We start from the raw sequence: 15,120 nt of genomic DNA on the forward strand, positions 1-15,120 counted from the left end.
TTTTTAGTACAATCCTTCAAAACAATCCTAGCTGCGCAGGATCGGACACAGTTCATGGACCTTCTCGTTTCCGCCTATTCCCTGATAGTCGGCACAATCATTCCCTTTCTTTTTGTGCTTACAATCGTCGTCTTCTTCCATGAGCTCGGCCATTTCGCTGTGGCTCGTTGGTGCAACGTAAAGGTGGATGCTTTTTCCGTCGGCTTCGGGCGTGAGCTTCTCGGTTTTAATGACCGGAAGGGAACTCGTTGGAAACTCTGCTGGATTCCGCTTGGTGGCTACGTCAAGTTCGCCGGCGATGAAAATGCGGCAAGCGTACCAAGCCGTGAGGCGATTGCGCAGATGAGCGAAGAGGACCGGAAAACGGCTTTTATCGCCAAACCGGTCTGGCAACGCATGGCCGTTGTGGCCGCGGGGCCAATCGCCAACTTCCTTCTCGCGATCGTGATCTTTACCGCTCTCTTCGTAACCTCCGGCAAACAGGGTTTCGAGCCTGTCGTCGAACAGGTTTTTGCGGGCGGTGCAGCTGAGCGCGACGGGCTTCTGGCTGGCGATATCGTAAGGGAAATTGACGGCAGGCCTATCCAGACGTTCGGCGAGATGCGTCAGATCGTCCTGATGAACGCCAACACGCCTCTCGTTTTCGAAGTCGAACGGGGCGGGCAAGACGTCACTTTGACCGTTACGCCCGACGCGAAGGAGAAAGAAGTCTTTTTCGGTGAGAGGCAGGTGGCCGGCGATATCAGTCTTCGCGGCGTGTCGGATCCGTCTCATCTCATTCACATCAAATACGGGCTTGGCGAAGCGGCTCTTGAAGGGACTGCGGAAACCTGGCGCATCATCGAAAGCACGGTCAGCTATATCTGGGGCATCATTTCCCAGCGGCAGTCGGCGGACCAGCTTGGTGGTCCGATCCGCGTGGCCCAGATCTCCGGGCAGGTCGCAGATCTCGGGTTCCTTCCACTCATTTCTCTGGCGGCCGTACTTTCTGTCAGCATCGGTCTGATCAACCTGGCGCCGGTGCCGATTCTCGATGGTGGACACCTCGTTTACTTCGCTGCAGAAGCCCTGCGTGGCAAACCGCTCAGCGAAAGGGTGCAGGACGTTGGTTTCCGGATCGGTCTGGGACTTGTTCTCATGCTGATGGTGTTCGTCACATGGAAGGATATCATGCGGCTCGTGGGAACCAATTCATGACACCCGTGACATTGACGCAACGTCTTCAGACTAAATCGCTTTCCGCCCGGAAGGGCGGTTGCGTTATCGGTAAAAACCTATAAAACACTCGTCGGTTCCGAGAATCTGCTGGGGTGAGTGCGGATTCTCGGGAGGGGTATTAAAAACAAAGGCATAGCGCAATAATGCAGCGATTGCAGAGACTTACACGGGCCGTACTGTTGGCGGTTGCCGTATTTTCGATCGGGACGGTTTTGCCGAAAGCTTTCGGGCCGGTGTCCCTGGTTTCACAGGCACAGGCAGCGGTGGCCAGAAGCATTGACGTGCGTGGCAATACCCGTGTCGAGGATGAAACCGTTGTCAGTTACATGACCATCGTTCCCGGACGCTCCTACAGCGCGTTCGATGTCGACGAGTCACTGAAGGCGCTCTACGCAACCGGCCTTTTTGCAACGGTCGACATCACCCCGCGTGGCAGCGTTGTCGTTGTGACGGTTACCGAGAACCCGATCATCAACAGGGTCTCTTTCGAAGGTAACCGCAAGATCAAGGACAGCGCGCTGGAAACCGCCGTACGGTCTCAGCCGCGCTCGATGCTGTCCCGTGCCAAGGTTCAGGCTGACGTCCAGAATATTCTTGAAGCTTATCGTCGCTCCGGTCGCTATGGCGCGTCCGTCGAGCCGCAGATCATCGATCGTGGTCAGAACCGTGTCGATCTCGTTTTCGAGATCAACGAAGGTGCGAAGACCGGCGTCGAGCGGATCAGCTTCATCGGCAACTCCGCATTCAGCGACGGCCGCCTGCGCGATGTCATCCGTACACGCGAAAGCGGCCTTCTGAGCTGGCTGCGCAGCACCGACACCTACGATCCGGACCGTTTGGCTGCGGACGAGGAGTTGCTGCGTCAGTACTACAACAAGAAGGGCTATGCGGACTTCCGTATCGTCTCAACCAGCGCAGACCTCGATCGCGAGCAGAACATCTTCTACGTGACCTTCACGGTGGAAGAGGGTGAAAAGTACGAGATTGGCGATGTTGAGATCGTTTCCACGATTGCCGACGTTGATCCGGAAGATCTTCGCCGCCTGATCCGTACCAAGAGTGGTCAGACCTTCAACTCGCTGCGCGTCGAACAGTCTGTCGAAGACATCACGCTTCGCGTGTCGGAAGAGGGTTATGCCTTTGCTCGTGTCCGTCCGCGTGGTGCTCGTGACTACGACAACAACACGATCTCCCTGATCTACTACATCGAAGAAGGTCCTCGCGCCTACATCGAGCGGATCAACGTGATCGGCAACGACCGTACCCGTGAGTATGTCATTCGCCGCGAGTTCGACATTGCTGAAGGCGATGCGTTCAACCGTGCGCTTGTCGACAAGGCGGAACGCCGTCTGCGCAATCTCGGTTTCTTCGAGAAGGTTTCCATCACGACGCAGCAGGGCAGTGCACCTGATCGCGTGGTCGTGAACGTTCGCGTCGAAGAAAAGCCGACTGGTGAAATCTCCTTCGGTGTCGGTTATTCGACGGTTGACGGTGTCATTGGTGACATTTCGCTGACCGAGAAGAACTTCCTTGGCCGTGGCCAGTTCGTGAAGCTCGCTGTTGGCGGCGGTACGGACACCCAGTCCTACGAGTTCCGTTTCGTTGAACCGTTCTTCATGGGACGCCGTGTTGCCCTTGATCTGGACCTCTATCGCAAGGTGGATGATGCCAACGACTACCGTTCCTTCGATCAGAAGAAGACCGGTGGCGGGTTCGGTTTCACTCTGCCGCTTCGGGAAGATGAGCTGACTGTCCGTCTGTTCTACAACATCTTCCAGGAGAAGAACTCCGATCCGGACAACAACTCGACCAACATCAACAACTGTGACACCGCAAGCCTTTCCCTGGCGGTCTGTGACTCCCTCGGCACCTACCTGACGTCTCTGGTTGGCTACGAGCTGCGTTACAATACGCTCGACCGGATCCTGGATCCCTCCGACGGCATCTATGCTTCCTTCGGTCAGGAAATTGCTGGTCTGGGTGGCGACAGCTTCTACATCAAGACCGAAGCTCAGGCTCGCGCCTACAAGGAAATCCTGGCTGACTACGGTCTGATCGGTAGCCTGTCGGTGCGTGGTGGTAACATCATGGCCCTTGGTGATGAGCGTCTGCGTGTGTCCGAACAGTTCATGCTTGGTGGCACTCTCGTTCGTGGCTTTGAGAACCAGGGTATCGGCCCGCGTGACGCAACGACCGAAGACGCTATCGGTGGTCGGTTCTACTTCGCGGCAACTGCCGAAACCCGGTTCCCGTTCCCGGTCATCCCGAAGGAATTCGGCCTGAGTGGTGCAGTGTTTGCCGATGCCGGTTCGCTGTGGGATGCAGACAGCAGCCTGGTGAACCTGGTGGAAACCAACGGTGGCCAGATCGACTCGAACGACTTCAACGTTCGTGCGTCGGTTGGTGCAGGTATCCGCTGGAACTCTCCGTTCGGACCTCTGCGGGCAGACTTTGCTTACCCGATCGTCAAAGACGACTCCGACAAAACGCAGATTTTCCGGTTGAGCGGCGGTACGCGCTTCTAAACTGCGGTCACATAGGATAAAAAACGGCCGCCGACACGTTCGGCGGCCGTTTTTGTTGGCTGGCAAGAAGGATAACATCATGTCCGAGCCAAAATTTTTTGAGTCTCCGGCTCCGGTCTCTCTTTCAGACATCGCAACGTGGGCGGAAGCTGAGATCGCTCGCGGCGAACCTACCCTGGAAATAACAGGTGTAGCGCCATTGGAAGATGCCACGCCCGGTGCTCTGGTGTTCTTCGACAACACCGCTTACCTGAAGCAACTGGACGGGACCACGGCAGCTGCATGCCTGGTCAACCGGAAACACAAGGACAAGGTGCCGGAGGGCGTTGCTGTTCTTGTATGTTCAGATGCCTATCGCTCCTGGGCGAAGGTTCTCGCCAAACTTTATCCTGCAGCTATGGTGCCGGTAGAACCTGGCGCCGCAGTCATTTCAGAACGGGCTGTAATCGATTCGGCTGCGTCGCTGGAAGACAATGTCACGGTCGAACCTGGTGTCGTGATCGGTGCGGGGGCGGAGATCGGTGCGGGCACTGTGATCCGGGCCAACGCTGTCATCGGACAAGGCGTCAAGATTGGCCGGGACTGTGTGATCGGTTCGAATTGCACGGTTCAGCACACCGTGCTTGGCAACCGCGTCTATATGCATCCTGGCGTTTGCTGCGGTCAGGATGGCTTTGGCTATGCGATGGGGCCGATGGGTCATCTCAAGGTGCCCCAGGTTGGCCGCGTGATCATTCAGGATGACGTTGAAATCGGCGCCAACACGACCATCGATCGTGGCGCAAACCGGGATACCATCATCGGCGAAGGCACGAAGATCGATAACCAGGTTCAGATTGGCCACAATGTCGTGGTCGGACGTCACTGCGTGATCGTTTCTCAGGTCGGTCTTTCCGGAAGCTGCACGCTCGAGGATTTCGTCGCCATTGGCGGGCAAACCGGTGTGCGCGGTCACGTAACGATCGGCATGGGGTCGCAGGTGGCCGCGGTAAGCGTAGTCAACGATGATTTGCCTGCCGGGGGACGCTACGGCGGCACGCCCGCAAAGCCGGTCAAACAGTGGTTCCGTGAAGTCGCTGCCGTCAGAAAGCTTGCAGAGCGTGGCGGCGGATCGTAAACGGAATACAAACAGGACTTTGCGGCGGTAATTCGCCAAGGGGTATTATATGGAAGACGCAGAAAACAAAACACTTGCCAGCGCAGACATCATGCGGATCATGAAGCTGCTGCCGCACAGGTATCCTTTTCTTCTGATCGACAAAATCATCGAGATGGATGGCGACAACAGCTGCATCGGCATCAAGAACGTCACCATCAACGAACCGCACTTCACCGGACATTTTCCGGAGCGGCCCGTTTTCCCGGGTGTTCTGCTGATCGAAGCCATGGCACAGACCGCCGGGGCCCTTTGCGTTCATGCCCGTGGTGACGATGCGCCGCCGCAGCTTGTCTATTTCATGACCATCGACAAGGCGAAGTTCCGCCGGCCTGTTGAGCCTGGTGATCAGGTTCATTTCCACGTCAAGAAGATCAAGCAACGCTCCAACATCTGGAAGTTCGACGCCGTTGCCAAGGTAGATGGCAACAAGGTCGCAGAAGCTGAAGTCAGCGCCATGCTGGTAGATGCGTGAGGAAATATGACTGACATACATCCAACGGCCATAGTCGAAGACGGGGCCGTAATCGGCGAGGGCGTTCGAATCGGGCCTTATTCTACAGTTGGCCCGAACGTGAAACTTGCTGACGGAGTTATCCTGGAGTCGCATGTCGTCGTCACGGGCCACACGAGTGTGGGTGCCAAAACGCATATCTTTCCCTTCGCCAGCATTGGTCACAAGCCACAAGATCTCAAGTTCGCGGGTGAAGTGAGCTTTCTGGAAATCGGCGCCAACAATCAGATTCGTGAACATGTCACCATGAGCCCCGGTACGGAAGGTGGCGGTGGCTATACTAGGGTCGGTGACAATTGCCTGTTCATGATGAGCTCGCATGTCGGCCACGATTGTCAGGTCGGCAATCACGCAATTCTGGCGAACAACGCCACGCTTGCAGGTCACGTCGAGCTTGACGACTTCGTCATTCTGGGCGGCTTGAGTGCGGTCCGGCAATGGTCTCGCGTTGGTACCGGTGCGATCGTCGGCGGAATGACCGGGGTCGAATTCGACGTCATTCCCTATGGTTCCGTGATTGGTGACCGCGCACGTCTTGCCGGTCTCAATCTGGTCGGTCTCAAGCGCAAGGGCTTGCCTCGGGAGCAGATCCACGCTTTGCGGGCAGCTTATCGCGCGCTGTTTGAGAGCACCGAAGGAACCTTGCGCAGCCGGGCGGAAGCTGTTGCTGCAGAAGGTGCCGATCAGCCCCTGGTCAAGACGGTTACCGACTTCATCCTTGAAAAGGAAGACCGCCGGTTCTGCACACCGCGCAGCGAAGACTGACGGATGAACGGGGCAGATACGGGACTGAAGCCACGCCTTGCCCTGATCGCGGGCAATGGCAGTCTGCCCTGTCAGATCGCTGAAGCGCTCAACAGCGCCGGACGTGAATTCAGGATTATCGCCATCAAGGGCGAGGCTGATGAACGCACGCGGGCGCAGGCCGATACTGAACTTGGCTGGGGTGAAATCGGCCGGCTTTACAAATTTCTGAAAAAGACCGGGTGCCGGGACGTGCTTCTGATCGGAGGTGTCTCCAAGCGCCCTGATTTCACGTCCATACTTGGCGATTTGGGTACCTTGAAGCGATTGCCGACGATTATCCGGGCACTGGCCGGCGGTGATGACAGTCTGTTGACCAAGGTGATCCGGCTGTTTGAAGTTGAGGGGTATCGCGTTGTGGGGATCAAGGATGTGGCGCCGCAACTGCTTGCCTCAAGTGGTGTGCTTGGCAAAATTCAGCCGAACCAGGGAGACTGGCGGGACGCTGAGCTGGCCTTGCGGGCGACGGAAAAGCTCGGTGAACTCGATATCGGTCAGGCGGCGATTGCTGTTGGTGGGCGGGTCGTTGCGCTTGAGGGGGCAGAAGGGACCGACGCCATGCTTCAGCGCTGCGCGGAGCTCAAGCGCATTGGCAGGATCCGTTCCAAAGGCCGCGCGGGTGTCTTGGTTAAGACAGCAAAGCCGAACCAGGATTTGCGGGTGGATCTTCCAACCGTCGGCCCCATGACTATTGACCTCGCAGCTGCAGCAGGCCTTGCCGGCATTGCAGTTGAGGCGAGTGGCGCACTGATCGCGGAAAAGGAAGAGACGCTCAAGAAGGCGGATAATGCCGGCCTTTTTGTCATCGGTATAGAGCACGGCACCAGTTTCGGGGTCACCTCAAAGGGACAATCGGACGAGCGTTCGTGATGACAGGAAAAATGCCCACGATTTGCCTGGTTGCAGGCGAAGAATCTGGTGACCAGCTCGGGTCGGAATTGATGAAGGCGCTCAACGAACGGTTGGGCGTAGGTGTTCGTTACTGCGGTGTCGGCGGCGAACGGATGATGTCTCTGGGCCTCAAAAGCTTCTTTGACATGTCTGATGTTTCCGTCATGGGATTGACGGCAGTCCTCGCCAGATTGCCGTTGATCATCAAGCGGGTCTACCAGACCGTGGATGCCGTGGTTGCGGCCAATCCGGATATTCTGGTTATCGTCGACAGTCCGGACTTCACGCATAACGTTGCCAAGCGCGTGCGCAAGCGCGCGCCGCACATACCCATCGTCGGTTATGTTTCGCCTTCTGTCTGGGCTTGGCGTCCAGGCCGGGCCCGCAAGATGAGCGTCTACGTCGACGACCTTCTGGCCTTGTTGCCGTTTGAACCTGATGTGCACCGCAAGCTCGGTGGCCCACGCACCCATTACGTTGGCCATCCCTTGAGTGAAATCGCATCCGAACTGCGCCCCTCGGTTGGCGAAAGAGCACCTGTAGAGGCAAACGAGAAGATCCTGCTTGTGCTGCCGGGGAGCCGGCGAAGCGAAATTGACAGGTTGCTAGGCGACTTCGCTAAGACTGTTGCGATCGTCAAAGAAAAGTTGCCCGGGCTCAAGGTTATTCTGCCGGCAGTCGCGCACCTTGAAGACAAGATCCGGCAGGATACGGCCCATTGGCCTGTTCCGGTCGAGATTGTGACCGGCCTGGACGCCAAGCGGGCGGCCTTCCGAAAGGCGCACGCAGCCTTGGCCGCGTCCGGCACTGTTTCACTTGAGTTAGCTCTATCAGGCGTTCCGATGGTCGTTGCCTACAAGGTCGACTGGTTTTTCAGACGGATGAAGGAACTCAATCGGGTCTTCAAATTCTCGAGCGTTGATTCTTTTGTCCTGCCAAACATCATCCTGGGAACAAAAGCCATCCCGGAGTTCCTTGATGAGGAAGTGCAGCCAAAGGTGCTGGCGAACCATCTCGTTGAGCTTCTGAATAGCGGTCCTGAACGCCAGAAACAGATCGAGCATCTGCAAAAGCTTGATGATGTTATGCGCTTGCCGGATGGGCATAGCCAGCGCGGGGCTGCGGCCGATGTCGTGCTTGCTGCTATGAAGACAGAATCCTGACGATGTCGTCGCCTCGCTCAAAAGCGGCGGGGAACAGTTTCACCGCGTCTTCATAGCCGGGCAGCCGTTGATAGGCGAGTGCGGGTATTCCACTGTCATTCATCGTGCTGACGATTTCGCTGCAATCGCTGCGTCCGGTGCGTATCAGAAGAAAGTCACAACTGCCAGAAACCGGATGGCATCGGGTCTCCTGCGCGATCCTGCGTCCAGTGTCGTCGCGCATGCCTGCGAGACGGGCTGCCATGCGCCGGAGCTCATCGTATTTGCCGAACAAGCGTATCGCCATGGCGGCTTGAATGGCACTTATCATACTGCTCACACGCGACTGGAGGAACTCCATCGCAGTTGTCTCGCAACAAAGCATGTAGCCAAGTCCTATGCCCGCGAGACCGCTCTTTGAGGTGCCGCGCAAAAGAACCAGGTTGGGATGCTTCTTCAAAAAGGCGAGGCGGTGTTCTGGGGCTTTTGAGAAAAGCACGTAAGCCTCGTCCAGGAGCACCAGTCCTTCTCTGGCACTCACCAGGCTCTCCAGTTCACAGGGTGAAAGATCCTGCGTGGTCGGATTGTTTGGGGCACTTAGCAGGACAGTGTGATGCGAAGGAGATTTCCTGATCAGCTCGTCCAGTGTCGGGAACTTCTCCTGTGCGATACCGAGTTTCATCAAGGTCTTGTCGAACAAGAAGAAATCCCTGTTCAAGGTCGACACTGGATGGTTCTCGGATCGGGTGATCAGAACCTGCTCCAGGAGCTGGATAATACTGTGGCCGAAGACAGCCGAGACACCATCCGAAAGTCCCAAGGCAGTGCGCGCTGCTCTCTCGGCTTTTTCCTGAAGGTCCGTTTCAATCCCGGCCAGTACGCCCGCGCTGGCAGCTTCGCCAATGTGGGCAGTTATTGCATGAATGTCAGCTTCGAAGGTTTTGGGCCACCTGAAAAGGTCCTGGCGCTCCTTCAGAAGATGATCCAGCCTGAAGGGAGCAGCAGTTCTCGGGTGTTTGAGACGGTTACTGGCCGGGCAAAACTGGTTCATGGTGCAGATATTGTCCGAAGACCGCTTCGCAGTCCTTGAAGTATTTTCGCGTGAAGAGGATGTGGGTGTGCCAGAAGATATCGACGACGTGGGTTGGCTGCAGGTGCACACTCGTGTCGGCGCCACATTGCATCTGGTCTCTTGCAGATTTGAGGAACGACCTGTAGGCCTCTTCAACCTTGCGGGCCGAGGAGACAGGCCAGTTGTATCCGCCGGCGGTATCCGAGGCAGTCAACTTGGTGATGATGCATTCCAGATCAAGCTCATCGACAGTATCGAAGGGCAAGGCAAATTCAGCTGACGGCATCGCATTCCCTTTCTCCTTGATGACCGATTCCCGGGGCGAACGAAGGCTCACCTTTTCGCCCGGGAAACGGTTTAATGTTGGAAGGGTTACTTCTTTTCTGACGTTTTACGGGCGGCCGTTTCGAGCTCGGCAGAGGGATCAATGTGTACAACGCAATGACCGCCGTAGCAGAGAGCCTTGCTGTCGGCCTGGTTGATGTCGTGCGGAAAACGATTTGCTTGCTGGTAGAGTTTCAAGAGATTTTTCATGTGATTTTCTCCCAATTCAATGAAAGCGGAAACAAGAAGGAAATTATGGAAGTTGCGGCTTCGCCGGTTCAGGACGCTGACATATCAACGTGGCCGCGGCAGGTGCCATCCGAGAAAGTTCCACGGAACACCGGTTCGCCGACCAGACCTGTCGCCCACAGCTCAGCTGAAACAGGGTCCGTTTCACCATCAAAGGACATCAGGTAGGTATTGTGAAACGAAACGACCCCCATGTTCTGAGAAACATCGTTGCTGACTACTTTGAAGGAGTGTCCGTTGTCCGTCACACGGTGCTCGGCGCCTTTGTCAGATGCGCTTGTCTTGTAACCGGATCCATACCTTTTGGTGCACACCGACATGTCACCGTCAGCATCGACAGTTGTTATCTTGTCAAAGGAAAGACTTACGTCGGCTGCGATTGCTGGCAACCCGAAGAGGCTAATTGTTGCCGCAACTGTAAGTGATTTAATACTACGAGCACTCATCAACTTCTCCCTTCATTTTAAAGAAACGAAATGACTAGAGGAGCGTATCAGCAAATTTTTTAAGTGCTAACCGAATAAGGTTGATGAAGTTATACAAACTAACTTTAGGTGAATTTCTGCTTAATCGATGGTATTTTAACGAATATTGATTGGAATATTGTGAATATTCTTGTCTTCTTCAAGTGATTGTTTTTACGCGAGAAAAACTCAGCTTTCGCTGAAATGGCAACTCTGTCGCGACGACATTTTCATGCTGAAAATTAAGACATGAAGCAATCGCGCCCCTGTTTGGGGCACGCTTTTGGAAGCTCCGATGAACCGGTGCAGGCCAGACAGACAAAAAAACCGGGTGCAGTTCGCCCCCGGTTTTTCCAAGTCTCGTGGGATCAGGTTGCTTCGTTCAGGCGTTGGCTACGTTGTCCAGGAAATGCCCGACTTCATTCTTCAGAATATCGGTTTTCTGCGACAATTCGCTTGAAGCGCCGAGAACCAGATTGGCGTTCTGACTGGTCTGGGCGACTGCCTGCGATAGATCCGACATGTTGGTCTTTACGGAACCTGTGCCCTCGGCAGCCCGCTGAACGTTGACCGAGATTTCGCTCGTTGCAGCACCTTGCTGTTCGACTGCCGCTGCAATGGTTGAGGTGTATTCGTTGACCTCTTCCATAGTCTGTGTGATCGCCTCAATTGCGACAACGGCGTCCTTGGTTGCATTCTGGATTTCGGAGATCTGCGAGCTGATTTCCTCGGTGGCCTTGGACGTCTGGGTTGCCAGTTCCTTCACTTCGGCGGCAACGACTGCAAAACCCTTGCCGGCCTCGCCGGCGCGTGCGGCTTCGATCGTTGCATTGAGGGCCAGGAGATTGGTCTGCTCTGCGATCGCCTGGATCAGGTTGACGACTTCGCCGATCTTGGTGGCTGCTGTCGAAAGGCTTTGAACCTTTTCGTTGGTGACCTGTGTGCCTTCGGTTGCCCGATCGACAACCTGCGTGGTCTGGTTCACCTGACGGGAGATTTCCTGAATAGAAGCGGCAAGCTCCTCTGCGGCGCTTGCAACCGTCTGAACGTTCTGTGTCGCTTCGTCGGTTACACCATAGGTGCTATCGGCAAGGCTGGAGTTCTGGCTGGCGATAGCGCTGAGATCCTGAGCGGTGCCATCAAGTGTCTGTGCTGTTTCTGCAACGGAGCCCAGGACTTCTGTCGCCTTCTCACGGAAACCGGAAATCAGAGCCTCAATGCGGGCTTGCCGCTCTGCACGCAGGTGCTGGTCTTGCTCTGTTTCCGACTGCAGGCGCAGTCGCTCAACAGCGTTGTCGCGGAAGACCTGCATGGTTCGGCTCATGTCGCCAATCTCGTCACCACGCCCGATACCGTCGATCTCGACATCCGTGTCACCTTCCGCCAGGCGGGACATGGTTTCGGTGGTCCGGCGGAGAGGGCGTGTTACCGCGAAGTTGAGTGCGATAGCCATCCCAACGCCCGCCAGGATGGCTGTCAGAAGGGCGAGGCTGATAACGCCAAGTGCGCTGGTGCTGGAGGCTTGTGCAGCAGCGCTCTGATTGGTGGAGATGGTGGTGATTTGCGTCTGCACTGTCTGAGACAGTTCCGTCATGGTGTCGATCTGTTCAGCAAGTTGGAGCTGGTTTGAAGCCAGTTCGGAAAAACTCGCAGCGAAGCTGTCGATAGAGCTCTTCACAGCCGGGACGATGTCGGAGATCGCCGGGAAGTCCTTGGCGCTCGATTCGAGCCGGGACGCCAGTTTGTCGAGGCCCTCGATACCGGTCGTCACGGTCTGCTGAGACGTGTCGCTCGGCGACAGCATGAAGTAGAACGCGGCGGCCTTTACTGCGTTTGCGTCTGCCTCGATCTGCATAACCGTGTCCGCGACACTGTCGACGACATAGAAACGCTGGTTGATCTGGTCAGCCTGTGCATAGACATTGTCGATGGCCACATTTGCCTGTGAACGGATTTCCTTCACATCGGAAACAAGCTGCTCGAACCCCGCCTTTGCGGCATCAGTCAGGTCGAAGATCGCGATGTAGTCCTTCGTCTCGGTCAGTTTGCCGAGTGTCTGCTCCAGTTCGGCCGTTTTGGCAGCAAGCTGCTGGAACTTGCCCGGGTCGACGCCGTCAAAACTGTTTGCTGCCATCTGCTTGGCAGAAGGAACAAGCAGGGCAACCCGATCCTTGATATCCGAAAGCTGCTTGGCGTTGTTGGCTGCAGCGTTGAAAAGATTTTGAAGGGTAAGCGCCTCTTCCTGGAAACCGGCGGCAGCCTGGCCGACCTTGTTGGCGAGCACCAGCGTCTTGCGTGCGTTTGTCTCGTCCTGACTGACGCCGTCTCGCGCCATCAGGGCCTTGCCGAGGATCTCCGAAGAGATCTTCTCAAGATTTTGCACAGCGCCATCAAGTTGCTGTTGCTTTGCGGTCTGTGTCTGCGTCAGGCCGACGACCTCTTCGAAAGCCTCACGGAATTGCTTTACAGCGGTAGCTGCTTCAGCGACGGGAACCTGAGCTTCGGGATCAGTCTTGAGCTGGTTCTGGAGCGTTTCAAGTTCGGCACTCAACACACCGATGTCGGAGATTGTTGCCTCAGCTGTCTGAAGGTCCTGTGAGGACAGGAAGCTTTCCTTCTTGCTTGCCAGGTTTTGCAACTGTGCAATGGCGGAAGTTGACTGTTTGGCAACCTCCATGCGCTCCGAGAGGGTCAAGACGCTGTATGCGCCAACACCACCCACAATGCCCGTAAGGGCAACAACGGCAGCAAAACTACCGCCGACTTTTACCCCAAACTTCAAGTCAGAAGCGAACTTCAGGAAACTCATGTTAACCCCTCGAAACCCCAGCGTGTTCAATGCGCGCTATTTGTTTGAAAGGGTAAGCAAAGATTCCTTATTATTCGTGAAAATTCTCTATTACGGGAATTTATGGTGTAATTACAACGATTAATTCTTTATCTCATATGTAAATGAGGAAAATTAGAGAAATATCATTTCGATTTTTAAAGGCGTGCTTTCTATTTTTTTGTTTCATTTTATTTTTCGGAAAATATTCGACATTTTCTATTCTCTTGAGTAATGGCAGGTGAATGCTTTTTTTCTTACCTCGATTGAGAAGGAAAAATATTTCTTGAATTTGTTTTGTTTCCGCTGGGTAATAAAATAAAGAAGACGCCCGGCAATAAAGCCGAGCGTCTTCCGTTTTGATATGCATTCAGCTGAAATGCTGCTGCAAATTTCAGGTGCTTGTCTGTGTGCGGCCTTAGCGGCGCTGGTCGATCGGCGTGTAGTCGCGCAGTTTCTCACCAGTGTAGAGCTGACGCGGACGGCCGATGCGCTGGGACGGATCTTCCACCATTTCCTTCCACTGGGCGATCCAGCCGACGGTACGGGCCAGAGCGAACAGAACGGTAAACATCGTGGTCGGGAAGCCAAGCGCGCGAAGCGTGATACCGGAATAGAAGTCGATATTCGGGTACAGCTTCTTCTCGACGAAATATTCGTCGTTGAGCGCGATTTTTTCCAGCTCCATGGCAACGTCCAGCAGCGGATCGTCCTTGATGCCAAGCTCGCCGAGAACTTCGTGCGTGGTCTTCTGCATGATGCGCGCACGCGGGTCGTAGTTCTTGTAGACGCGGTGACCAAAGCCCATCAGACGGAATGGGTCGTTCTTGTCCTTGGCACGAGCGACATATTCCGGAATGCGGTCTACGGAGCCGATTTCCGACAGCATGTTGAGCGCTGCTTCGTTGGCGCCGCCATGTGCCGGCCCCCAGAGGCAAGCGATACCGGCTGCGATACAGGCAAACGGATTTGCACCGGAAGAACCTGCCAGACGAACCGTGGAGGTCGATGCATTCTGCTCATGGTCGGCGTGAAGAATGAAGATGCGATCCATGGCGCGGGCCAGAACCGGGTTCACCTTGTATTCCTCGCAAGGGACCGCAAAGCACATATGCAGGAAGTTTGCCGCATAGCTCAGGTCGTTGCGCGGATAAACGAATGGCTGACCAACGTGGTACTTGTAAGCCATTGCAGCGATGGTCGGCATCTTCGCGATCATGCGCAGGGAGGCAACCATGCGTTGGTGCGGATCGGTGATGTCGGTCGAGTCGTGATAGAAGGCGGACAGCGCCCCAACCGTTCCGACCATGACTGCCATCGGGTGGGCGTCGCGACGGAAACCGGAGAAGAAACGGTTCATCTGTTCGTGGATCATCGTGTGGTAGGTCACACGATTGACGAAGTCGTCCTTCTGGGTCTTTGTCGGCAGTTCGCCGTAGAGCAGAAGATAGCAGGACTCCAGGAAGTCGCCGTGATCGGCGAGTTGCTCGATCGGGTACCCGCGGTAGAGCAGGGTGCCTTCGTCACCATCAATATAGGTGATCTTGGACTCGCAGGAGGCGGTGGAGGTGAAGCCCGGGTCGTAGGTGAACATGCCGGTGTCCTTGTACAAGGACGAGATGTTCACAACCGACGGTCCGATGGATCCGTCAAGAACGTCGAATGCGTGGTCGTTACCACCGACATTGAGCTTGGCGTTGTTGTCGGCCATTCAGAAACCCCTTTACGTTAAACGGATGTGCTGTCCTGGTTTGACCCTTCAGGCGATGGGTCCCGTTTCCGGTTGCCGGACCAGCACTGGAGACTTTTTCGCGTCTTGCGTAGCCCATTTACTGCACTGCCGCAAGCTGGCCGATATAACGCTTTGGTCAAAGACGGATTTCGCCAACCAGAGCGACTGCCGGAAGCTTGGCTTTTGCCTAAAAATGCATCCG

At 55.6% G+C, this 15,120-nt stretch carries 13 protein-coding genes; 7 read left to right on the forward strand and 6 right to left on the reverse strand.

The window, feature by feature from the left end; all coding sequences use genetic code 11:
* The first annotated feature begins 54 nt into the window (after window positions 1-54).
* From rseP to lpxB, 7 genes are all read left to right on the forward strand, one after another.
* The gene (gene rseP, locus Q666_RS55825; protein ID WP_022998464.1) at window positions 55-1,197 is read left to right on the forward strand and encodes an RIP metalloprotease RseP; all 1,143 of its coding nucleotides are present in this window, start codon (window positions 55-57) and stop codon (window positions 1,195-1,197) included.
* A gap of 164 nt (window positions 1,198-1,361) precedes the next feature.
* Window positions 1,362-3,743 (forward strand): outer membrane protein assembly factor BamA, encoded by a 2,382-nt coding sequence (gene bamA / locus Q666_RS55830; RefSeq protein ID WP_031268423.1) that lies wholly within the window; start codon window positions 1,362-1,364, stop codon window positions 3,741-3,743.
* 79 nt (window positions 3,744-3,822) lie between these two features.
* A complete protein-coding gene (gene lpxD, locus Q666_RS55835) occupies window positions 3,823-4,860 on the forward strand; it encodes a UDP-3-O-(3-hydroxymyristoyl)glucosamine N-acyltransferase (protein ID WP_031268424.1) in 1,038 nt (345 codons plus the stop codon).
* Between the two features lie 49 nt (window positions 4,861-4,909).
* A complete protein-coding gene (gene fabZ / locus Q666_RS55840) occupies window positions 4,910-5,374 on the forward strand; it encodes a 3-hydroxyacyl-ACP dehydratase FabZ (RefSeq protein WP_022998467.1) in 465 nt (154 codons plus the stop codon).
* A gap of 6 nt (window positions 5,375-5,380) precedes the next feature.
* Entirely contained in the window at window positions 5,381-6,178 is a 798-nt protein-coding gene (gene lpxA / locus Q666_RS55845; RefSeq protein WP_031268426.1) for an acyl-ACP--UDP-N-acetylglucosamine O-acyltransferase, read from the forward strand.
* Window positions 6,179-6,181: 3 nt separating this feature from the next.
* Window positions 6,182-7,087, forward strand: a complete 906-nt coding sequence (gene lpxI, locus Q666_RS55850) for a UDP-2,3-diacylglucosamine diphosphatase LpxI (protein WP_022998469.1) — start codon at window positions 6,182-6,184, stop codon at window positions 7,085-7,087.
* An 11-nt stretch (window positions 7,088-7,098) separates the two neighbouring features.
* Complete coding sequence (lpxB, locus tag Q666_RS55855) at window positions 7,099-8,271, forward strand: lipid-A-disaccharide synthase (RefSeq protein WP_286133740.1); 1,173 nt, start codon at window positions 7,099-7,101, stop codon at window positions 8,269-8,271.
* Here lpxB and Q666_RS55860 read toward each other — a convergent pair.
* The 6 genes from Q666_RS55860 to gltA form a co-directional block, all read right to left on the reverse strand.
* Window positions 8,252-9,301: an aminotransferase class I/II-fold pyridoxal phosphate-dependent enzyme gene (locus Q666_RS55860; RefSeq protein WP_022998471.1), complete on the reverse strand. Its 1,050-nt coding sequence runs from the start codon at window positions 9,299-9,301 to the stop codon at window positions 8,252-8,254. The two genes, lpxB and Q666_RS55860, sit on opposite strands and share 20 nt — an antisense overlap.
* On the reverse strand, window positions 9,276-9,608 hold the full coding sequence (locus Q666_RS55865) for a hypothetical protein (RefSeq protein WP_139314080.1): 333 nt from the start codon (window positions 9,606-9,608) through the stop codon (window positions 9,276-9,278). Before Q666_RS55865 ends, Q666_RS55860 begins: the two co-directional genes overlap by 26 nt.
* 86 nt (window positions 9,609-9,694) lie before the next feature.
* Window positions 9,695-9,856: a hypothetical protein gene (locus Q666_RS66270; protein WP_022998473.1), complete on the reverse strand. Its 162-nt coding sequence runs from the start codon at window positions 9,854-9,856 to the stop codon at window positions 9,695-9,697.
* A gap of 68 nt (window positions 9,857-9,924) precedes the next feature.
* Window positions 9,925-10,341 carry a hypothetical protein gene (locus Q666_RS65145; protein ID WP_152533420.1) on the reverse strand — a complete coding sequence of 139 codons (417 nt, stop codon included), beginning with the start codon at window positions 10,339-10,341 and terminating at the stop codon, window positions 9,925-9,927.
* Window positions 10,342-10,741: 400 nt separating this feature from the next.
* Window positions 10,742-13,168, reverse strand: a complete 2,427-nt coding sequence (locus Q666_RS65695; RefSeq protein ID WP_022998475.1) for a methyl-accepting chemotaxis protein — start codon at window positions 13,166-13,168, stop codon at window positions 10,742-10,744.
* Window positions 13,169-13,604: 436 nt separating this feature from the next.
* Complete coding sequence (gltA, locus tag Q666_RS55880) at window positions 13,605-14,897, reverse strand: citrate synthase (RefSeq protein ID WP_022998477.1); 1,293 nt, start codon at window positions 14,895-14,897, stop codon at window positions 13,605-13,607.
* Window positions 14,898-15,120: the final 223 nt, after the last annotated feature.

The sequence above is a fragment of the Labrenzia sp. C1B70 genome (assembly GCF_000475395.1).
Classification (GTDB): domain Bacteria; phylum Pseudomonadota; class Alphaproteobacteria; order Rhizobiales; family Stappiaceae; genus Roseibium; species Roseibium algicola.